Source organism: Flavobacterium limicola, assembly GCF_003634755.1.
In the GTDB taxonomy this organism is placed as follows: domain Bacteria; phylum Bacteroidota; class Bacteroidia; order Flavobacteriales; family Flavobacteriaceae; genus Flavobacterium; species Flavobacterium limicola.
The window spans coordinates 23,026-42,572 of record NZ_RBXA01000006.1; the positions used below are offsets into that span (position 1 = coordinate 23,026).

At 33.7% G+C, this 19,547-nt stretch carries 24 protein-coding genes; 9 read left to right on the plus strand and 15 right to left on the minus strand.

The window, feature by feature from the left end; translation table 11 throughout:
• Nucleotides 1-9: 9 nt before the first annotated feature.
• Nucleotides 10-534 carry a hypothetical protein gene (locus BC952_RS14310; RefSeq protein WP_121366267.1) on the minus strand — a complete coding sequence of 175 codons (525 nt, stop codon included), beginning with the start codon at nt 532-534 and terminating at the stop codon, nt 10-12.
• A gap of 365 nt (nt 535-899) precedes the next feature.
• Between BC952_RS14310 and BC952_RS14315 the strand changes: the two genes are divergently transcribed.
• From BC952_RS14315 to BC952_RS14335, 5 genes are all read left to right on the plus strand, one after another.
• Nucleotides 900-1,958, plus strand: a complete 1,059-nt coding sequence (locus tag BC952_RS14315; protein ID WP_121366268.1) for a 3-oxoacyl-ACP synthase III family protein — start codon at nt 900-902, stop codon at nt 1,956-1,958.
• A gap of 236 nt (nt 1,959-2,194) precedes the next feature.
• Nucleotides 2,195-2,719, plus strand: a complete 525-nt coding sequence (locus BC952_RS14320; protein ID WP_121366269.1) for a class I SAM-dependent methyltransferase — start codon at nt 2,195-2,197, stop codon at nt 2,717-2,719.
• Nucleotides 2,719-3,567, plus strand: a complete 849-nt coding sequence (locus BC952_RS14325) for a glycosyltransferase family 2 protein (protein WP_121366270.1) — start codon at nt 2,719-2,721, stop codon at nt 3,565-3,567. Before BC952_RS14320 ends, BC952_RS14325 begins: the two co-directional genes overlap by 1 nt.
• Before the next feature lie 79 nt (nt 3,568-3,646).
• Nucleotides 3,647-4,396, plus strand: coding sequence for an MlaE family ABC transporter permease (locus tag BC952_RS14330; protein ID WP_091173546.1), 750 nt, complete (start codon nt 3,647-3,649; stop codon nt 4,394-4,396).
• Nucleotides 4,393-5,154 carry an ABC transporter ATP-binding protein gene (locus BC952_RS14335; protein ID WP_121366271.1) on the plus strand — a complete coding sequence of 254 codons (762 nt, stop codon included), beginning with the start codon at nt 4,393-4,395 and terminating at the stop codon, nt 5,152-5,154. The genes BC952_RS14330 and BC952_RS14335 overlap by 4 nt, the downstream gene beginning before the upstream one ends.
• 4 nt (nt 5,155-5,158) lie before the next feature.
• On the opposite strand, the gene BC952_RS14340 is transcribed toward BC952_RS14335, so the two are convergent.
• Complete coding sequence (locus tag BC952_RS14340) at nt 5,159-5,761, minus strand: SprT-like domain-containing protein (RefSeq protein ID WP_121366272.1); 603 nt, start codon at nt 5,759-5,761, stop codon at nt 5,159-5,161.
• Between the two features lie 12 nt (nt 5,762-5,773).
• Nucleotides 5,774-6,451: an SDR family NAD(P)-dependent oxidoreductase gene (locus tag BC952_RS14345; protein ID WP_121366273.1), complete on the minus strand. Its 678-nt coding sequence runs from the start codon at nt 6,449-6,451 to the stop codon at nt 5,774-5,776.
• A 130-nt stretch (nt 6,452-6,581) separates the two neighbouring features.
• Between BC952_RS14345 and BC952_RS14350 the strand changes: the two genes are divergently transcribed.
• A complete protein-coding gene (locus BC952_RS14350) occupies nt 6,582-7,160 on the plus strand; it encodes a GNAT family acetyltransferase (RefSeq protein WP_121366274.1) in 579 nt (192 codons plus the stop codon).
• On the opposite strand, the gene BC952_RS14355 is transcribed toward BC952_RS14350, so the two are convergent.
• From BC952_RS14355 to BC952_RS14400, 10 genes are all read right to left on the minus strand, one after another.
• Complete coding sequence (locus BC952_RS14355; protein WP_121366275.1) at nt 7,153-8,133, minus strand: M20/M25/M40 family metallo-hydrolase; 981 nt, start codon at nt 8,131-8,133, stop codon at nt 7,153-7,155. The two genes, BC952_RS14350 and BC952_RS14355, sit on opposite strands and share 8 nt — an antisense overlap.
• Before the next feature lie 20 nt (nt 8,134-8,153).
• A complete protein-coding gene (locus BC952_RS14360) occupies nt 8,154-8,807 on the minus strand; it encodes a hypothetical protein (RefSeq protein WP_121366300.1) in 654 nt (217 codons plus the stop codon).
• Nucleotides 8,808-8,811: 4 nt separating this feature from the next.
• Nucleotides 8,812-9,861 carry an ATP-grasp domain-containing protein gene (locus BC952_RS14365; protein ID WP_121366276.1) on the minus strand — a complete coding sequence of 350 codons (1,050 nt, stop codon included), beginning with the start codon at nt 9,859-9,861 and terminating at the stop codon, nt 8,812-8,814.
• Nucleotides 9,862-9,883: 22 nt separating this feature from the next.
• Nucleotides 9,884-10,594: an NRDE family protein gene (locus BC952_RS14370; protein WP_121366277.1), complete on the minus strand. Its 711-nt coding sequence runs from the start codon at nt 10,592-10,594 to the stop codon at nt 9,884-9,886.
• A complete protein-coding gene (locus BC952_RS14375; RefSeq protein WP_121366278.1) occupies nt 10,582-11,070 on the minus strand; it encodes a DinB family protein in 489 nt (162 codons plus the stop codon). The genes BC952_RS14370 and BC952_RS14375 overlap by 13 nt, the downstream gene beginning before the upstream one ends.
• Before the next feature lie 9 nt (nt 11,071-11,079).
• Nucleotides 11,080-11,460 carry a DoxX family protein gene (locus tag BC952_RS14380; RefSeq protein WP_121366279.1) on the minus strand — a complete coding sequence of 127 codons (381 nt, stop codon included), beginning with the start codon at nt 11,458-11,460 and terminating at the stop codon, nt 11,080-11,082.
• A gap of 13 nt (nt 11,461-11,473) precedes the next feature.
• The gene (locus BC952_RS14385) at nt 11,474-11,932 is read right to left on the minus strand and encodes a YHS domain-containing (seleno)protein (protein ID WP_121366280.1); all 459 of its coding nucleotides are present in this window, start codon (nt 11,930-11,932) and stop codon (nt 11,474-11,476) included.
• A gap of 3 nt (nt 11,933-11,935) precedes the next feature.
• On the minus strand, nt 11,936-12,535 hold the full coding sequence (locus BC952_RS14390) for a peroxiredoxin-like family protein (RefSeq protein ID WP_121366281.1): 600 nt from the start codon (nt 12,533-12,535) through the stop codon (nt 11,936-11,938).
• Between the two features lie 81 nt (nt 12,536-12,616).
• The gene (locus BC952_RS14395; protein ID WP_121366282.1) at nt 12,617-13,294 is read right to left on the minus strand and encodes a Crp/Fnr family transcriptional regulator; all 678 of its coding nucleotides are present in this window, start codon (nt 13,292-13,294) and stop codon (nt 12,617-12,619) included.
• Nucleotides 13,295-13,379: 85 nt separating this feature from the next.
• Nucleotides 13,380-14,519, minus strand: coding sequence for an acyl-CoA dehydrogenase family protein (locus tag BC952_RS14400; RefSeq protein ID WP_121366283.1), 1,140 nt, complete (start codon nt 14,517-14,519; stop codon nt 13,380-13,382).
• A gap of 577 nt (nt 14,520-15,096) precedes the next feature.
• Between BC952_RS14400 and BC952_RS14405 the strand changes: the two genes are divergently transcribed.
• The 3 genes from BC952_RS14405 (at nt 15,097) to BC952_RS14415 (ending at nt 18,106) form a co-directional block, all read left to right on the plus strand.
• Complete coding sequence (locus BC952_RS14405) at nt 15,097-15,681, plus strand: chalcone isomerase family protein (RefSeq protein WP_121366284.1); 585 nt, start codon at nt 15,097-15,099, stop codon at nt 15,679-15,681.
• A 101-nt stretch (nt 15,682-15,782) separates the two neighbouring features.
• A complete protein-coding gene (locus BC952_RS14410; RefSeq protein ID WP_121366285.1) occupies nt 15,783-17,009 on the plus strand; it encodes a Glu/Leu/Phe/Val dehydrogenase dimerization domain-containing protein in 1,227 nt (408 codons plus the stop codon).
• Nucleotides 17,010-17,203: 194 nt separating this feature from the next.
• Nucleotides 17,204-18,106: an energy transducer TonB gene (locus BC952_RS14415; RefSeq protein WP_121366286.1), complete on the plus strand. Its 903-nt coding sequence runs from the start codon at nt 17,204-17,206 to the stop codon at nt 18,104-18,106.
• A 235-nt stretch (nt 18,107-18,341) separates the two neighbouring features.
• Here the strand turns inward: BC952_RS14415 and BC952_RS14420 are convergent, their stop codons facing one another.
• Both BC952_RS14420 and BC952_RS14425 read right to left on the minus strand, forming a co-directional pair.
• Nucleotides 18,342-18,737 carry an ExbD/TolR family protein gene (locus BC952_RS14420; RefSeq protein ID WP_113636804.1) on the minus strand — a complete coding sequence of 132 codons (396 nt, stop codon included), beginning with the start codon at nt 18,735-18,737 and terminating at the stop codon, nt 18,342-18,344.
• 1 nt (nt 18,738) lies between these two features.
• On the minus strand, nt 18,739-19,434 hold the full coding sequence (locus BC952_RS14425; RefSeq protein ID WP_121366287.1) for a MotA/TolQ/ExbB proton channel family protein: 696 nt from the start codon (nt 19,432-19,434) through the stop codon (nt 18,739-18,741).
• Between the last annotated feature and the right edge of the window lie 113 nt (nt 19,435-19,547).

Genomic DNA, 19,547 nt, shown 5'->3' on the forward strand with positions numbered 1-19,547 from the left:
ATTCTACATTTAGTATTTATATCCTAAACCAGTTTTTATTGCTTGTGTTCCACCAAATTGATTAGAATTTGCTCCAACAGTCGTCTTATCAGAAGTCATTAATATAAATGGACAACCTAAAATAGCAGCTGCCATTTTAAGCTTTTTTTCTGCTTTTTTGTCACCAGTGTTACCTGTTTGTAAGTTGATCATTCCTGTTTTACCTCTAACCTCACCTACTTTTTTCAAACCGGCAATATATGATTTCTCTTCAAGGATAACTACTTTTTCCCAATCAGCTTCTCCTGCAACAACGATTTTTTCCGTAACATCTTCAACTCTACCACTTTTACCATAAACAATTTTTTCAATTGCATATTTTCCTATAGAGTTTTCAGCATCCTCACCATCGTATTTAAAAACAACAGTATACTCATCAACACGCATAACTTTCCCGTTTACAACCTCTCCACTATGTTTTGAAATTACATCGGTTTGAGCTGCTACAAATGTTGTAGCCAAAATCATGGAAAACAATAAAATAATTTTTTTCATTTTTTTTAAATTAGGTTTTTATATTTTTCAAAAATATAAAAAAACTTACAAAATTAACTATATTTAATTAAAGAAATTAAATTCTTACTAAAGTTATAATAATAATAATAACAGACGAACCTCAACTATAATCCATCTACAAATACAATCAATCTTTGAAAAGCTATTAAACATAAATCAAAAACTATTTTATCTTACAACAAATAGAAAACAAATATCGCAGCTTATATTGCAATTCGTAATAAAATAATCAATATTTTTGCCAATAAACTATTATTTCATAATTATATGCACGCATAGTAAATATTGTGAGTGTAATAATTTTTTAATGATTAATTTAGCATAAAATTTGGAAAATTAACGCAATGAAAATAAAAATAGCTGGAATAGGAAGCTATATTCCTGAGAAAAAAGTAAGCAATACTGACTTTGGCGAACATGTTTTTTTGAATGAAGATGGATCTGCCTTTGGTTACCCTAACGAAGTAGTAATAAAAAAATTCAAGGGAATCACCGGAATCGAACACAGGCGGTATGCCGAAGACCATTTGACATCTTCTGATTTAGCTTTCTTCGCCTCTCAAAAAGCAATAGAAAATGCTGGAATCGATCCAGAGACAATAGATTACATCATATTCGCACATAACTTTGGTGATGTAAAACATGGCACAACTCAATCTGACATGATTCCAAGTCTCGCTTCCCGCGTCAAACATAAATTAGAAATAAAAAACCCAAAATGTGTCGCTTACGATATCCTCTTTGGATGTCCAGGTTGGATTGAGGGTGTACTTCAAGCTAATGCATTCATAAAATCAGGGATGGCAAAACGCTGTTTAGTTATAGGCTCTGAAACGCTATCTAGAGTAGTTGATGCTCATGACAGAGATTCCATGATTTATTCTGATGGCGCTGGCGCTTCAATCATTGAAGCTTCTGATGACGAAACCGGAATGCTGGCCTACGAAAGTGCGACTTATGCTAATGATGAAGCTAATTATTTGTTCTTTGGCAAATCATACAACCTAGATCTAGATCCTGACACTCGCTACATTAAAATGTATGGGCGTAAAATATATGAATTTGCATTAAATCAAGTTCCTATGGCTATGAAAAGTTGCTTGGATAAAAGCGGACTAGGAATTGATGACGTAAAAAAGATTCTTATCCATCAAGCCAATGAAAAAATGGATGAAGCAATAATCCAACGTTTTTACAAATTATTCGACAGACCCGTTCCAAAAGATATTATGCCCATGAGCATACATGAACTAGGAAATAGCAGTGTAGCAACCGTTCCTACCCTTTTTGATCTGTTAATTAGTGGACAAATAGAAAACCAATCTATAGAAAAAGGCGACATTCTTCTCTTTGCTTCCGTTGGAGCAGGAATGAACATCAACGCATTTGTTTACAGATATTAATTCTTAAAAGGAATGTAGCAATTAGGAGCTAATCCGGCTATCCATTACAATTCCTCACTACAAAACTTGTTTTTCTAAGGTGCAAGAAAGCTTCTTTCAGTCGCTTTTTGCACCTTGAAAAACTACATTTTGAAGCTCCGGGATTTTCATTCCCATCCGGGCTAAAAAACAATGCCCAAAAACACATTTATTACTATATTTGTGCCTTCGTGCCCTAGCGGCAAAATCAAAAAAACATGTACGAAAAAACGTTTCCCAATAAAAGATTCAAACATACTTTAGAATTTCTAAAAAAACACGTCTCAACTTCAGAGACCATATTAGACTTAGGCGTTGAAAATCCTTTCTCTAAAATCATGAAATCCGAAGGATTTGCAGTTACAAATACAACAGGAGAAGACTTAGACAAAGACCAATCCGTATTTTCATCACAAAAAACAGATGTGGTAACCGCTTTCGAAATTTTTGAACATTTATTAAATCCCTACACAATTTTAAGTGAAATAAAATCGGATAAAATTTTCATATCCATACCAATGCGTTTGTGGTTTTCTCCCGCTTACCGCAGTAAAACGGACATGTGGGACAGACATTACCATGAATTTGAAGACTGGCAACTGGACTGGCTTTTGGAAAAAACGGGTTGGAAAATAATTGACCGCGAAAAATGGACAAATCCCGTAAAGAAATTTGGTCTTCGTCCCTTATTGAGAAAGTTCACCAATCGCTATTATATTGTTTACGCTGAAAAAATAAAATAATGAATTATTATATTGTTATTCCGGCGCATAATGAAGAAGCCTTCATCGCTTTAACTTTAGACTCTTTGATTTCGCAAACCGTTTTACCTAAAAAAGTAGTTGTCGTCAATGACAATTCTACGGATAAAACAGCAGAAATCGTTACGGCTTACGCCAAAGAGAATCCGTTTATCTCATTAGTAAACAAAACTTCAAGCGCCATACATTTACCGGGAAGTAAAGTCATTCAGGCTTTTCACAAAGGTTTTGAAACATTGGATGAAGAGTATGACGTTATCGTAAAACTGGATGCCGACTTAATTCTACCGAACAATTATTTCGAAACTATTTTAAATATTTTCGAAAAAGACGCAGCGATAGGAATGGCTGGTGGATTCGCTTACATAGAGAAAAATGGCGAATGGATTTTGGAAAACCTAACCGATAAAGACCATATTCGTGGTGCATTCAAAGCGTATAGAAAAGCATGCTTCCAACAAATAGGGAATTTAAAACCAGCTATGGGTTGGGACACCGTTGATGAATTATTGTCAAAATTTTACGGATGGAAAGTCGTTACGGATGCTTCATTAATCGTAAAACATTTAAAACCAACAGGAGCTAATTACAACAAAACTGCCCGTTATAAACAAGGAGAAGCGTTCTACACACTAGGCTACGGTTTTATAATCACTTCCATAGCTTCGGCAAAACTGGCGATGATGAAAAAGAAACCGTTACTCTTTTTAGATTACATCAAAGGTTTTTGGAAATCCAAAGCTGCTAAAACACCATTATTAGTAACGGAAGAACAAGCTAAATTCATCCGGAATTATCGCTTAAAAAAAATGAAAGAGAAGCTTTTTTAGCTTCAGAAATCAAAAACTGCTAAATCAAAAGGTATAACTCTTTACAATTTTTGTAATTTAGCCCATATTCGCAAAACTTATGATGCTCATTCGATATATAACGCAAATAGGAAGATACTTCTTAATGCTGAAAGAAATTTTCAACAAACAAACCAAATGGTCTGTAATGAAAAATTTAATTTTCAAGGAAATTGATGATTTAATTATCGGCTCCCTAGGTATTGTAGCCTTTATTTCTTTCTTTGTTGGTGGTGTTGTCGCCATACAAACTGCATTAAACCTGACCAATCCTTTAATTCCAAAATACCTTATAGGATTTGCAACACGACAATCCGTAATATTAGAATTTGCCCCTACTTTTATCTCCGTAATTATGGCTGGTAAAATGGGTTCTTTTATTACGTCAAGTATAGGCACAATGCGGGTTACAGAACAAATTGACGCATTGGAAGTAATGGGAGTAAATTCTCTTAATTATCTTGTCTTTCCAAAAATAATTGCTCTGTTATTGTATCCGTTCCTTATCGGAATTGCTATGTTTCTAGGAGTTTTAGGCGGATGGATGGCTGGTGTATACGGAGGCTTTACGTCAAGCGACGAATTTATCAATGGAGCTCAAATGGATTTTATTCCATTTCATATCATATATGCTTTTATTAAGACTTTAATATTCGCCATGTTATTAGCAACAATCCCATCTTTTCATGGGTATTACATGAAAGGTGGAGCACTTGAGGTAGGAAGGGCAAGTACCGTTTCCTTTGTTTGGACATCAGTTACCATAATATTATTCAATTACATATTAACGCAGTTGTTACTAGGATCATGATAGAAGTAAAAAACGTAGAGAAATCATTTGGCGGAAACAAAATTCTTAAAGGTATTTCGACGGTTTTTGAAACCGGAAAGACAAATTTAATTATTGGACAAAGTGGATCTGGTAAAACAGTTTTGCTTAAAAGTCTTTTAGGGATCCATACTCCGGAATCCGGAACGATTTCATTTGACGGCCGAATTTATTCTGAATTAAATCCTGATGAGAAACGAGAATTACGAACTGAAATCGGAATGGTTTTTCAAGGAAGTGCCTTGTTTGATTCTATGACTGTAGCTGAAAATGTTGGATTTCCGTTGCGAATGTTTACCAAAGACAATAATTCAAAGATTCAAGAGCGCGTTGACTTCGTGTTAAAAAGAGTGAATCTTACAGATGCACATAAAAAATTACCTTCTGAAATTTCAGGAGGAATGCAAAAACGGGTGGCGATTGCTCGTGCCATTGTAAACAATCCAAAATACTTGTTTTGTGATGAGCCAAACTCTGGTTTAGATCCAAATACAGCAATCTTGATTGATAATCTTATCAAAGAAATTACTGAAGAATACAACATCACAACGGTTATAAACACGCATGATATGAACTCCGTGATGGAAATTGGAGAGAAAATTCTATTCTTAAAAGATGGTTTAAAAGCTTGGGAAGGAAGTAAAGAAGAAATTTTCAGAACCGATAACGAGGCTGTTGTCGCCTTTGTTTATTCTTCTAATTTATTCAAAAAAGTTAGAGAAGCGTATTTGAAAGATTAAAAGATTAGCTGGATTTCAATAACTCCACCTCAGCATTTGGATTGAATAAATAAGTCTTTCCAGAACTCATTTCGAGACATTCAAAACGTTTAGTTCTTACAGCTATTTTTTTAAAAATCTTTCCGTTTTGTATTCGGAAAACACTGCCGTACGGAATTTCGAATAGATAATTCTTATCATTTTGCTGGTCAAATTGTTTCAAGGCTAACGCTAAAGTGGCATCAGTATCACTACTTGCCGTTGGATTTTTGAAATGACGAGCCAATAAAGGCAATAAATGATTCGGGAAAATTTCCGGTCGGATGTAAGGAATCATCAACCGTTGAAAAGAATATTTCCACTCGTTTCCATGCGGTTTAATATTGCGTCCGAATTTTTCAAACGCAACCAAATGAGAAATTTCATGAATCAATGTAATCAAGAACTTGTATTTATTCAGATTTGAATTTACCGTGATTTCATGCTTCCCATTCAACCCTTTTCGATAATCACCATGACGCGTTTGCCTTTCGTTAACAATCTTAAGATGCACTTGATTGGCAACAATAAGTTCAAAAACGGGTTTTACCGCATGCTCTGGAATGTATCTGGCTAAGGTTTCGCTCAAAACAGTTATGAATTAAGGATTCGTAGAAGAAACTTGCAACACTTTACCATTGAAGTATTTGTTTCCAGTCAAAGTGAAATCATAAATATAATTTGCCATCTCACCTGCTGTTATTGGTGCTTGATAGCCTGGAAAAGCTTCTTCCAACATTTCAGTTTGTACGGAACCCAAAGCTAAAACATTGAAAGAAATCCCACGCTCTTTGTATTCTTCTGCTAATAATTCTGATAATGTAATAACGGCCCCTTTACTCGAACTATAGGCTGCCAATCCAGCAAACTTTAAACTTCCCTGAATCCCACCCATAGAACTTATGGTTACCACATGGCTTCCTTTTTGCAAATAAGGCAGACAAATTCGAGTCAAATTAGCAACTCCAAAAACATTTACTTTATAAATGTTTTCAAAATCTTCTTGAGTGGTTTCTGAAAAAGGTTTAAGCAATAAACTTCCTGCGTTATGAACGACAGCGTCTATTTGTTTCCAAGACTTGGAAAGAAAATCACTTACTTTCACCAATTCAGATTCATTGGATAAATCAACCGAAAGGCAGGTAATATTTTCGTTCCCTAATAAAGATTGAGGAATTTTTCTGGAAATGGCTAATACTTGGTGACCAGCATTGGCAAATTGTAATGCCAACTCAAATCCTATTCCTCTACTCGTTCCTGTGATGATAATATTTTTCATGAAGCAAAAATAAACAAAAACAGTAAAAAAATAATGCTTTATACAAAGGATTGTTGTTGTTATAAAAATTAAAAATTACTACAATTTTACTTATTTTTGGTAAACCAAATTAACATCAGATTCTAAAAAAATGATAGACAGTATACAATTCGAAACTGCAAAAATGAATGAAATTGATGGCGTATTGGCATTACAGGAATTGTACCTTGTAGCTAATCTATCCGAAGAAGAAAAAGCTTCCGGATTTGTTACCACGCCATTTACTATTGAGCAACTAACCGAAGTCATCACTGAAAATAACTTATTTGTTGCCAAAAACAATAACAAAATCATTGCTTATATTTTTGCAGGAAGTTGGGAATTTTTCAAACAATGGCCTATTTTCAATTACATGAGTTCATTGTTTCCGGAACTGACCTTTTTAGATTTTGACATCACCACTACCAATAGTTTTCAATACGGCCCCATTTGCATTCACAAGGAATATAGAGGAAAGGGATTGATAATCCCACTTTTTGAGTTCATGAGAAAACACGTTGTTAAGAAATACCCATTGGCTTTGACCTTTATCAACAAAGTAAATATCCCGTCTACAAAAGCGCATACCGAAAAACTAAAATGGACCATTATTGGGGATTTTCAATTCAATAATAATGAATACTTCATTTTGGCGTATTATATGAATCAGGAGGCTTCTGAAACTATTTAAGCATAATGATCTCTCGTGTTGGGGAGTTTGCCATTTGCGCTACAGCAGGTAATAATTCCTGAATAAAAGAAGTCATGTGCGGAATATCCATCGCTTTGAAATCATCAGAAACATGATGGTAAAATTCAAAGTTTTGAAAATCAAACGTACTCACAGACTGACAAGGCACTTTAAAAAGTTCGTAAAATGAATAGTTGTCTGATCTATAAAATAATTTATATTCGGCTTCTTTTGGAAGAAAACCAATCGTATTTTTCCCAGTATATCCATTGATTTTATCTGCCATATTAGATTTATCAAAACCCGTAATATAAGCCAGATAATCTCTTTTCATTGGCACACCAATCATTTCAATATTGAACTGGGCATACAATTTAAAATCTTGTGCTTTCAATTTTTTGGCCAAATGTTTAGAGCCTAACAGCCCTTTTTCTTCTCCAGCAAAAAACACAAAAAGAATACTCCGTTTATTATTTTTGGCGGTACTGAAATATTTTGCCATTTCAGCAACTGCAGTTGTTCCTGAAGCATCATCATTTGCACCGTTATTTATAAAATCGCCATTTACCCCATTTTTATCCAAACCAATATGATCGTAATGTGCGCTTAGAATTACAAACTCATTTTTTAAAAATGGGTCATTCCCTTCAACAACACCTACAATATTGAATGCAGTTTCCTTAAAAGTTGATAACGTATCACGATACGATTTAAAATATGGTTTTACATTATTGTTGTTAAAAAATTGTTCTAAATAATCCGCAGCTTTTACCATTCCTGCTTTTCCGGTTTCCCTTCCCTCCAGTTCATCCGAAGCTAAATATTTCAATGTTTTAGCAACGTCATTTTCTTTTACTTTATAACCAAAATCAATACTTTTTAATTTAGCATCAACTGTAGCTTGGGCAATAAGAGTTGATGATGACAGAAAACTAAAGAAAATTAAAGAAAGAGATAGACATGCTTTTTTCATAATATTGAAGTTTATGTTTTTTATAATATGGTTTTATTTCGATAATATTTCTTGTAGACTTTTACCATTTGAACAAAAGCCAAAATCACAAAAAATGATGGAATTACAATTGGAATTACATATTTAGAAAAGCTGGACGTATTTTGAGCCAAGGTATTCAATATCAAAATCAAACTCAACATTCCAACAAATGTACCTATTAAAGTCCCTGCAATATAAAACAGTTTGAGTTTATTTACTATTGAAATATAATTCCCATTGATTAGATATAGATTCCAACCAGTCCAAAATGGTACTTGAAGAAAATTGATTGCACTCAAAAAAACACCTATTAACAAGGGAGAATACATCGCATATTTTTCTAAAACACCTTGCTGTTCCATTGTTTGATTAGCACTTGCATAGAAAGAATAGCCTATTATCAATAAGAACAAGATGGCGAAAAAATCAATAACTTTCATTAACTTTTTATTATTAACCAATTGCTTTGCGAAAATTAAAGTAAAATAAACCACAAACATTTCAACAAAAACAACTCCTAACAAAAAAAATGTTAAGCTGTTCAACCCTAGTTTTGAATAGATTTCAAAACCAATAAAATTCAAATATCCCAAAGGGATTGAACCGATAAAGCTCACTAAAAAACCAACAAAAATGTTCTTTAATGCCTTCATAATTTTAGAAATTAACAATTTTACTGCTTTGTTCCAGATGCATTTTATATTCCCTCATGCCGTCTTTATGCTGTAAATAGGGAGCTCCATTTTTATGGTTTGCCACACTTATTTCATACATATAGGTGATATGACGCGCAAGTTCTTTCCATGCAAAAAACAATGAATGTTTTGGGTCATAAATATGGGTAGGCTCGCTTGCAGCTCCATTAAGTTCGACTACTGAAAAATTCAATCCTTGCTCTAATTCTGCTATAGTATTGTACATCACATCCAATCTACCAAAATAGAAACCCGGAATTTGCATACACATTTCGTTAATCGTTTGTGTCAATTTTGGGGTTATCCAATGACTTCCATCAATAAATTTCGCCCCGCGTGCATGATTACCATACGGCACCAAATTCAACTTTTCTCCTTTTGGAAGAATGTCGAGTAGTTTTTTTCCGTATTCCTGTTTCAAAACCTTTAATTGCAATTCATATCGCGGATTTTCTTTTATTAATTCTTCTACGGTAGAGAATCCGTTTCCGGTAATAATCAAAAATTCTTTCGAAACTATTCCGGTGATTCTGCCGACTTTTTCGTGAGGATAACGCACATAGAAAATCCCAACTTCGTTTTTGTACGGAATTAAATCCTGTACTACATAATCAAAATTTGCTTTTTCAGCATATCCTTTTAAATCTTCAATCGTATTAATTTTTTTGACACCAGATCCGCGAAGACCTATATCTGGTTTTGCAATCAAAGGGTATTTTATTGCCGCAGCTTCAATCGCATTTGAAATATCTTCAAGAGCAGTTCCTTCTTTTATTAATTCCGTTTTTGGGTAATACTGTTGTGGAATCAAATTATAGATTTCTTTTTTGGACTCCATCATAAAACCGCCATTTTTTATGGTTGGATTAGAAGCATTAAAGAAAAAAATAGATTTTGCCTTTATTGAATAATAGGACCATAAAAAATAAATAGGAATGTAAACAATCTGGAAAGGCCAATATTCCCAATGCGTAATTTTATGAAAAAATAGTTTGCTTTGCCTGTTCGTCATAACTCGGGTCAATGTTTGTTTTTTAAACGGTGATAAATGAGGTCGAAAAATCCTGTTGCGCAATCAAATCGTAATGCAATATAACTACTTTATTTTTTTCAATAACCGCTTGCGTAATACTCAACGTTTTCATCTCCTCATTTCTATTGATGACCAAACCATTTTCATCATTTTCTTCTTCGGTGTAGCGATGAAAATCGTACATTTTTGATTCGGAAATTTCGAGATTTGTATCCATAAAAGTATGAAACCAGTCGGCACGTTTTTCACGAATCGATGAGGAATACAAAGTCGATGAAGACCAAATATGATTTTGATGAATATCCAAAGGAGTTGTTCGTTTTTCTTTTCCGTTCCAGCGCAATTGAAAAAGAGCGTTGTTTTGAAATAAGACTAACGTAAAAGGTTCTATGTTGTCCAAATCAATTTCGTTCCAGAAATCCTTTGGCGATAAGCTGCTGATCATGTCTAAAACAATCAAGCCTCGGCTTTTTCGATATGGAAGTTGCACTTCATGCTTTTCATCGGCACCGTTTAAAAGCACTAAAATTGTACCGTCCGCATTAGCTACAAACCACGTTCCTCCTGCTTTTGGATCCTTTGAAAAAATAAGATTCTTTCCATTTACGGTATAAATCCTTGGCGGTATTGCGCTTGGCCGTACAGTTTTTTCATCCCGATTGGATGTAATGATAATTTTATCATTCGTTGCGACAAAACTTACTGTGCACATTGATTTCTATATTCTATGGTAGATCGGGCAACGCCAAAATTAGGGTCAATTGTTACTGTTTCACATTGCAAGATAGCCACTTTTATAAGCGCCTGATGGTGAATACAATGTTCTAAATTATACAATAATTCTCTGAAATAGTTGCTTTCTATTCGGATTTCCTCTCCATCAATAATTTGTAACAACTCGATATTTTTATTTTTTTTATCTAAATTTTGTTGAATCAATAGGATGTTTTCAATAGCAAAAGCAGTATCCGTTTGAATTCGAATATTTCGTTCTCTTTTATCATAATTCACAAGACCTAAATCATACTGATTTTCTAAGCATTGAAACATTTCAATAATATGTCTTGTATGCTCTCCAATGGTAGCATTACTTAACTCCGCACAAGAATTTGAGTATTCTGTTTGAGACAATTGATTCAGCAAATCAATTAGTTCGTTCAAACTATTATTTATAGAAGGTATTAACATATTTAAGTTTTAATTCAACAAATTCATCAATCTAGTCCTCTCCTTAAAAACTAAAATAACACAGCAAAGAAAGGTAATTAGTGCCAAAATAAAAAGTGTGCCGCCATCATTTTTCACTTCAATACCAAGAACGAACAGATGAGCAAAAATTGCACCAACCATAACGCCGCAACCCATTATAGCGCCAAATAACAAAGTTCTGGGAATTAAAATCAAAATTACCGTAATCAACTCGGCAACTCCAGTACCAATCCTTCCGTAAGGTTCAATTCCCAAACTCGAAAAAATATAAACCGACTCTTCACTAGTCGTAAATTTGAAGTAAAGTGTTTGCACTAAAATTACTGCTACTGTAAGTCTCAGCAACCAGAAAAAAAGAGATAGTTTCATGATTTCTATTTTTTTATTTAACTATTTTATTCCAATTTGCATCAGCCTTCATCATCAAAACATTTTCCTGCTTGTTCCAAGTCTTCAAAGTGTTATTAAAATAGGCATTGTAAAACAGATACAACTTCCCATTTGTTATTTTGAAAGTTTCCGGATTTATTGATACTTTTTCATTAGAATCTCCCATTGCAAAAGCACACCAACCGCCGTATTGCGGTTCATATTTTGAAGGATTCTTTAGGAATGCTTCTTTATTTACTGGCGTCGAAAAATAATAAATCACTCCCTCATACGCAGTTGTTAGTTCTTTTCTCCCTTTGACTGCTTTCCCTTGTTTAAAATAAGCTACCGGATCATGTCCCTGAATAGCAATACTTTTTTCAATATTAAAATTAGTAGCACGTTTGTTATCCTTTTGCGAAAAGACAGAAAGAGTACATAAAATCGTTATAATAAACAATAGTCCTTTCATATTTTATTTTTTTAAAGATTTAGCAACAGCAACCAACAAATCATTTGAAATTCTGTTCTTGAAATTAGGTGTAATGTGTTCAAACTCTATTTCTCCATTTGTATTCAAAATAAAAACCGCTGGAACAGGTAAAAAAGAAGTATTCATTCCATCAGAACCTTTAGTTATTAAGGGCTTATAATTTTCAGGAGCTTCAAAAGCAATCCCAACAGCTTTAGCTAATTCGCCTATACTGTCGGACAATAACAGATAATTTAATTTTTCTTTCTCATCAGTAACCTTCAAGCTTTTTGGTGCATCCGGACTTATAGCGATGATTTGATATCCTAAATCCAGTAATTCTTTTTCGGCTTCCGCCAAAGCAGCTAAATGTACATTACAATATGGACACCATCCGCCACGGTAAAAAACCAAAACTGTTCTTTTCTTACGGATTAATTCCAATACATTTACATCTGTATTTTCAACAGATTTTAAAGTGACATTAGGGATTTTTTCTCCAATAAGTAATGGAGTAATTTCTGACGCCTGTTTAGGCAAATCATTTTGAGCGTGAACAGACAATCCAATTGCAAACAAAACCAAATAAATTATTTTTTTCATAGTATTACATTTTTGAAGTTGTAAAACTACTGTGCAATTTCGAAACCATTTGTCGGCTATATTACAGTTACTGTAAAATAATTATAGTTTACGCATATCGGTGATAATGATTTCTTTTCTGCTGTAAACAATAGTTCCATTGGTTTCCATTTCATTGAGCAATTGAGTCGCAGTTTGTCTCGACGTACAAATAATTTGCGCCATATCATTTTGGGTCAGATAATTATCAATAACAACGGTGTTTTCAGTTCTTACACCTTCTTTCTCCGCCCAATCTTTTAGGAACTGAAACAACCTTGTTTTAGCATCTTTTGAAATTAGATTAGCATAACTATTCTTAATGCGTTTCATTTTAAGCCCGACAAACTTAGTGTATGACAAAGCCATACTTGGATTCCGTAACAATAAATCTTCAAAATCCGACATTAGAAAACTACAAATAGCCACATCATCTGAAAGCACTTTTGCATATTCATTGGACTGACTATCGGCTTCCAAAGTCAGTTCTCCAAATAAATCACCCTTTTGAATAATATCTTTAATTGTTTCGTTTCCTTCTTCATCAACTGCCACAATCTTTATGTTTCCCTTTTTCAAAAGAAAAATTCTTGGTAAGTCCGATGAAGAAAAATAAATAATTTCACCTTTCTGAGCTTTTTTAAAACCAGTAATTATACACAATTGTCTAATTTGTCCAAAACTTAATGTTCTGAACAATTTGTGATCACGCAAATACCAATATTTTAAATCCTCATACATAAAAATTATTTTGGTAAATGTATTAAAAAAACAAAACCCTTTCTAACCGAAATTAGAAAGGGCTTAAACAACTATTTTGTTCTCTTTACGAAACCAATCCTCTAGAAATTACAATTCGTTGTATTTCAGAAGTACCTTCATAAATTTGAGTAATTTTAGAATCACGCATCATACGTTCCACATGATATTCAGCAACATAACCGTTTCCACCGTGAATTTGTACGGCTTCATTGGCCACTTCTAAAGCGATTTCAGAAGCGTATAATTTTGCCATTGCTCCAGAATGCGCAATGTCTTTACCTTCATCTTTTTCGCAGGCCGCTTTCATTACCAATAATTTTGCGGCAGTTACTTTTACATACATATCAGCCAGTTTGAAAGCAATGGCCTGATGATTAAAAATTTCTTTTCCAAAAGCTTTTCTCTCATGCGAATATTTCAAAGCAATTTCATAAGCTCCAGTTGCAATTCCTAACGCTTGTGATGCTATTCCAATTCTTCCTCCGTTTAAGACATTCATTGCAAAAGCAAATCCAAATCCGTCCGCACCTATTCTATTTTCTTTCGGAACTTTTACATCTGAAAACATCAACGAGTGGGTGTCACTTCCACGAATTCCCATTTTCCTTTCTTTTGGTCCAATATCAAATCCGGCCCAACCTTTCTCAACAATAAAAGCATTGATTCCTTTATGTCCTTTTTCAATATCCGTTTGAGCAATTACAATATATGTAGAAGCCGTTGATCCGTTTGTAATCCAGTTTTTTGTTCCATTCAATAAATAATAATCCCCTTTGTCTATTGCTGTTGTTTTTTGCGAAGTGGCATCACTTCCCGCTTCTGGCTCTGACAAGCAAAAAGCTCCAATCACTTCTCCTTTTGCAAGTGGCACTAAATATTTCATTTTTTGCTCTTCATTGCAATATTTTTCAAGACCTGCACAAACCAAAGAGTTATTTACTGACATGATTACAGCCGATGAGGCATCAACTTTTGCAATTTCTGTCATGGCCAAAACATAGGAAATACTGTCTAAACCAGATCCTCCATATTTAGGATCAACCATCATCCCCATAAAGCCTAAATCGGCCATCATTTTTACTTGCTCCGTTGGAAATTTTGAATGTTCATCACGTTCAATAACACCCGGTAATAATTCTGCTACAGCAAAATCTTTAGCGGCTTGCTGAATCATTAAATGCTCTTCGGTTAGATTAAAATCCATATTTTTATTGTAAATTAAATGTTCTTAAATTGGTCAACAAAAGTAATTATTAAAAGTTAGTTTTCAAACGATTTCGTAAATTTAGCTAATGTTTAAAGAAAAGCGTGAAGTTAAATAGAAACAATTTAAAAACTTCTTCTGTGATTTAGATTTAGCATACAATATTTATTTATCGAAAACAGGAAACCAAAAGTTTTAAAGTAATTTGTTAAGTTAGACATAAAGAATATCTACACCAATTATAAAACTAATATACATTGCAAATTAATAATTTATCAGAAATAAAAATCGTTGTATCCAATAAAATAATGATATTCAAAACCTGTGAATCTTTACTTTACTAGAAATTTTAAAATTCACGATAAGCAATCAATATATTGAATAATATTAATGGAGTAAAAATAATTACCGCTCCACAATAACCTAATTGCATTAATATCCTGAACGAAAACGTTGTAATAATTATTAAATAACCAAAAATTGATTCTTCTAAAACCTTAACTCAAAAAAAAGCACTGTTTGACTGCTAAATAAATAAATAAATGATAGTTTTGCTAAAATTTATATCAGTTATATTATGAAAAATCTTTTATTATTATTCGTGTTTCTATTATCTGTGCAATTCAGTCAAGTATGCGCACAAAAACAAATTGAAGTAGATGGTGTTATTTTACCAAGGACTATTGATTTCAAACAAAGAACTTTAATGCTAAACGGTGTAGGAATTAGATCTAAAATGTGGGTTGACGTTTATGTTCAGGCTTTATACCTATCGGAACTTTCACAAAATGCTGAAAGTATTATTGAAAGTAATTCAGAGATGGCAGTTAGATTACAAATCACTTCATCAATGGTTACCTCAGATAAATTGTCAAAATCTCTTAATAAAGGTTTATTAAAATCAATTGGTAATGGTAATATTGAGAACTTCAAAACACAAATTGCTTTACTTGAATCGCTGCTAAATAAAGAAAAAACGGTAAAAGACGATGCTTTTAACCTCATTTATAATCCTGCGGATGAATCTCTTTGGGTTTTTAAAAACGACAGATATGAAGGAAAAATTCCTGGGTTCGAATTCAAAAAAATATTTTTCGGCATTTGGCTTTCTAATAAACCGGTTGACGAAAAACTTAAGAATGACTTATTAGGCAAATCTTAACAGCTTTTTTTGACTAAAATGCTTTTGATAAATAATACCAAAAAATCAAATTCGCATTATTGTATTTTTTATATTTGTCAAAAATAAACATATCGCAATAAATGAAAGATTTATTAAAGAAATTCGAAAATAAAGAGCCCGAAATAATTTTCAACTGGAAAGATGCTGAAACGGAAGCTGAAGGATGGACAGTCATCAATTCACTTCGTGGTGGCGCTGCCGGTGGTGGAACTCGTATGAGAAAAGGGTTGGATATGAATGAAGTTTTGTCTTTGGCAAAAACCATGGAAGTAAAATTTTCGGTTTCTGGACCTGCTATTGGCGGAGCAAAATCTGGAATTAATTTTGACCCGAATGATCCAAGAAAAAAAGGCGTTTTACAACGTTGGTATAAAGCCGTTTCTCCGTTATTAAAAAGCTACTACGGAACTGGCGGTGATTTAAATGTTGATGAAATTCACGAAGTGATCCCAATGACAGAAGAATGTGGTGTTTGGCATCCGCAAGAAGGCGTTTTCAACGGTCACTTCAAACCTACTGAGGCGGATAAAATTAATAGAATTGGACAATTGCGTCAAGGTGTGGTGAAAGTGATAGAAAATCCAAAATTCTCACCAGATGTTTCCAGAAAATATACCGTTGCCGATATGATTACCGGTTACGGCGTTGCCGAAGCCGTTCGTAATTATTACACTATTTATGGTGGAGACGTAAAAGGGAAGAAAGCAATTGTACAAGGTTTTGGAAATGTAGGTTCTGCTGCCGCTTTTTACTTAGCCGAAATGGGTGCTAAAGTAATTGGTATCATCGACAGAGACGGTGGATTAATCAATGAAGAAGGATTCACTTTCGAAGAAATAAGAGCTTTATTTCTTGCAAAAGACGGAAACAAACTAGTTGCTGAAAACATGATTCCTTTTGAAGAAATCAATCAAAAAATATGGACGATAGGTGCTGAAATATTCACTCCATGTGCCGCTTCCCGATTGGTAACTCAATCTCAAATTGACAGTTTAATTGCTCATGGTCTTGAAGTAATTTCTTGTGGTGCGAATGTTCCTTTTGCCGATAAAGAAATATTTTTCGGTCCAATTATGGAAGATGTAGATCATAAAGTGAGTTTAATTCCTGACTTTATTTCTAATTGTGGTATGGCTCGTGTTTTTGCTTACTTCATGGAAAAGAAAGTACAAATGACGGATGAAGCTATCTTCCAAGATACATCAGAAATCATCAAAAAAGCGATTGAAAAAGCACATGCTTTAAACCCAAGTAAAACAAATATTAGTGCAACTGCTTTTGAAATCGCATTGAAGCAACTTACTTAAATAAAACAGTATTTATAACTATTTACCGGAACTGGGATTAAGCAGATTTTAAAATCTATTTAATCCCTTTTCTTATTTCTAGTTTTAGGGGAAAGCAATATTATTTATATTCTGGCAGTCGCTTTTTACTCTTGACAATTTTTAGTACTTTTCAACGTTTTTTAGTAATACACTTTTTAAAATTTAAAATACAAATGAGTTCCACCATTTCATCAGATCAAAAGAAATCCTTAGCACTATCCATTCTTTTGTATGCGACAATGTTGTTAATTTTATTTTTCATCCGCTTTTGGCCTCCCGCAAACATGGATGAACTTGCTGGTGGCGGTGGTGGCGGTGGTGTTACAGTAAATTTTGGCGACAGCGATTTAGGTTCTGGAGCAAATTATAAAAGCGAAGTTTTGGAAGTAAAAAATCAAACCAAACAAACGCCTGCAAAATCAACTCCTGACGAAGCTATTTTATCTCAGGAAAACAGCTCCGAAGAAACGGTTGTCATTCCGACGAAAGAAAAAACTAAAAAACCAACAGTCGTTGTAAAAGAAGAAACGAAACCAGTGGTTGTAAAACCTAAAGTTTCTAACAATACAAATGATGCTTTATCCAGCATATTAAAAGGTTCTAATAAAGGTGGTGATGGAGATGACAAAGCAGCCGGAAACAAAGGAAAAACCAATGGAAGTTTAAGTTCTAACGGGTATTATGGAACTGGTGGTTCCGGTGGAGGAACAGGCGGTGGAAATGGTACTGGAACAGGAATAGGAACTGGTAGCGGTTATGGTTCTGGAAGCGGTGGCGGAAGCGGAAGTGGTTCTGGCGGAGGCGTTGGGTATTCTTTAGGAAACCGAAAAGCATTATCTAAACCTAAACCTAACAGTGACTGTAGCGATGAAACTGGAATAGTAGTAGTAGAGATAACGGTTGATAAAAATGGCAATACTATTAGTGCTGTTCCAGGAATAAGAGGGACTACAATTACTGCCAAATGCTTAAAAGACCAAGCCAAAATGGCGGCTATGAATACAAAATGGAGTACCAGTAGTAATGGACCCGAGAAACAAGTCGGTAAGATTATTTATAATTTCAATTTGAATTAGAACAATTAGAAACGTCACTTTTTTGTTTTAAACAGACCTTATCTACTCATTATGAAGAACGACAAATAGAAGTATTTTACGAATTTGCGTGAGGGATAGGAGCAAGTACCGAAGTACTGCGGATATCCCGACCGGAATAGAAAAAGGAGCTAATCAGCATAAAGTTGATTAGCTCCTTTTTCTATTGTGGTCACGCCCAAATAATGCAAATGCTACATAAAAACTCGTAATGAGTTTACTTAGGACTCGTAGCAATCACAAACTTTAGATTGTTCTTCACTCCTATTTGCAGTACGTCAACTAAGTCTTGCACTTGCAAATTGAAAGGAATTCGAACAATAACTGTTTGATCCTTTGCAGAATCCATTTTAGACATCAATGTAGTTTCCAATTCTTCAAAGGAAACTGCTTCCTTGTCGATGTAGAATTTTTTATCTTCTGTGACAGATAAACTAATGTATTGCTTGTTTGTTTTCTCGTTTGATTGTGCTTTTGGCAATGTCATCTTGATAACATTTGGATTTGCCAATGTTGATATAATCAAGAAAAACAACAACAGGAAAAACATAATATCACTTAATGAAGAAGTCGCGACCTCGGCATGAAATCTTCTTTTTCTTTTTATAGACATATTATGATCTTTGAATAATATTTACAAATTCCAGTACTTGCTTCTGGATTTTTAAAGCAAAATTATCAATCTTGCCGTTTAATAAATGGTATCCGCTATACGCAATAATACCAACGATTAATCCAGCACCACTACTTATCATTTTCTCATACAATCCTCCAGAAATATTACCAATACTAATATTCTCTGTTACCGAAATGCTGTAAAATATTTTTATAACTCCAGAAATAGTCCCGATGAATCCTAATGTAGGTGCAATTCCGGCAATAAGTCCCAAATGACCTAAATGCTTTTCCATTTCTCCTATTTCGATATCGGCTGCACGATCCATATTGGATTCAATTTCAACAATAGGTCTCCCAATAACCAGAATCCCTTCTTTTATGATATTTCCTGAAGCGGTATTATTTCGTTCTGCAATAGATCGCGCCAAATCAAGATTTCCTGAATTTAGATTATCGCGTACATCGCGCATCAAAAGTGCATCAATTTTTGATGCTTTACTGATGTACAAATAGCGTTCAATAATCAGATAGAAAGTGTAAAATAATAGAATCCCGATTGGGATAAGCCACACACCACCTTTTAAAAGGAATCCTAAAGTGGATATTTCGGTATTTGGAGCAATTTTTTCAATAACTACGTTTGAAGCAGCGTTGGTAATGGTGTCGGCCTGTAATTGTATAAAACTAAACATATAATATTATTGGATTTTAATCATTAATTCTAAAAATTATTTCAATTTTGCACTAAAGATACTTTTCGATGTACTATTAAACTAAAAAAATCGAAAAATATTTTAAACAACTA

What these genes read in the sequence shown, in the direction of transcription:
- BC952_RS14310 (WP_121366267.1), bottom strand. Translation starts at nt 534, where the DNA reads ATGAAAAAAATTATTTTATTGTTTTCCATGATTTTGGCTACAACATTT.
- BC952_RS14315 (WP_121366268.1), top strand. Translation starts at nt 900, where the DNA reads ATGAAAATAAAAATAGCTGGAATAGGAAGCTATATTCCTGAGAAAAAA.
- BC952_RS14320 (WP_121366269.1), top strand. Translation starts at nt 2,195, where the DNA reads ATGTACGAAAAAACGTTTCCCAATAAAAGATTCAAACATACTTTAGAA.
- BC952_RS14325 (WP_121366270.1), top strand. Translation starts at nt 2,719, where the DNA reads ATGAATTATTATATTGTTATTCCGGCGCATAATGAAGAAGCCTTCATC.
- BC952_RS14330 (WP_091173546.1), top strand. Translation starts at nt 3,647, where the DNA reads ATGATGCTCATTCGATATATAACGCAAATAGGAAGATACTTCTTAATG.
- BC952_RS14335 (WP_121366271.1), top strand. Translation starts at nt 4,393, where the DNA reads ATGATAGAAGTAAAAAACGTAGAGAAATCATTTGGCGGAAACAAAATT.
- BC952_RS14345 (WP_121366273.1), bottom strand. Translation starts at nt 6,451, where the DNA reads ATGAAAAATATTATCATCACAGGAACGAGTAGAGGAATAGGATTTGAG.
- BC952_RS14350 (WP_121366274.1), top strand. Translation starts at nt 6,582, where the DNA reads ATGATAGACAGTATACAATTCGAAACTGCAAAAATGAATGAAATTGAT.
- BC952_RS14355 (WP_121366275.1), bottom strand. Translation starts at nt 8,133, where the DNA reads ATGAAAAAAGCATGTCTATCTCTTTCTTTAATTTTCTTTAGTTTTCTG.
- BC952_RS14360 (WP_121366300.1), bottom strand. Translation starts at nt 8,807, where the DNA reads ATGAAGGCATTAAAGAACATTTTTGTTGGTTTTTTAGTGAGCTTTATC.
- BC952_RS14365 (WP_121366276.1), bottom strand. Translation starts at nt 9,861, where the DNA reads ATGACGAACAGGCAAAGCAAACTATTTTTTCATAAAATTACGCATTGG.
- BC952_RS14370 (WP_121366277.1), bottom strand. Translation starts at nt 10,594, where the DNA reads ATGTGCACAGTAAGTTTTGTCGCAACGAATGATAAAATTATCATTACA.
- BC952_RS14375 (WP_121366278.1), bottom strand. Translation starts at nt 11,070, where the DNA reads ATGTTAATACCTTCTATAAATAATAGTTTGAACGAACTAATTGATTTG.
- BC952_RS14380 (WP_121366279.1), bottom strand. Translation starts at nt 11,460, where the DNA reads ATGAAACTATCTCTTTTTTTCTGGTTGCTGAGACTTACAGTAGCAGTA.
- BC952_RS14385 (WP_121366280.1), bottom strand. Translation starts at nt 11,932, where the DNA reads ATGAAAGGACTATTGTTTATTATAACGATTTTATGTACTCTTTCTGTC.
- BC952_RS14390 (WP_121366281.1), bottom strand. Translation starts at nt 12,535, where the DNA reads ATGAAAAAAATAATTTATTTGGTTTTGTTTGCAATTGGATTGTCTGTT.
- BC952_RS14395 (WP_121366282.1), bottom strand. Translation starts at nt 13,294, where the DNA reads ATGTATGAGGATTTAAAATATTGGTATTTGCGTGATCACAAATTGTTC.
- BC952_RS14400 (WP_121366283.1), bottom strand. Translation starts at nt 14,519, where the DNA reads ATGGATTTTAATCTAACCGAAGAGCATTTAATGATTCAGCAAGCCGCT.
- BC952_RS14405 (WP_121366284.1), top strand. Translation starts at nt 15,097, where the DNA reads ATGAAAAATCTTTTATTATTATTCGTGTTTCTATTATCTGTGCAATTC.
- BC952_RS14410 (WP_121366285.1), top strand. Translation starts at nt 15,783, where the DNA reads ATGAAAGATTTATTAAAGAAATTCGAAAATAAAGAGCCCGAAATAATT.
- BC952_RS14415 (WP_121366286.1), top strand. Translation starts at nt 17,204, where the DNA reads ATGAGTTCCACCATTTCATCAGATCAAAAGAAATCCTTAGCACTATCC.
- BC952_RS14420 (WP_113636804.1), bottom strand. Translation starts at nt 18,737, where the DNA reads ATGTCTATAAAAAGAAAAAGAAGATTTCATGCCGAGGTCGCGACTTCT.
- BC952_RS14425 (WP_121366287.1), bottom strand. Translation starts at nt 19,434, where the DNA reads ATGTTTAGTTTTATACAATTACAGGCCGACACCATTACCAACGCTGCT.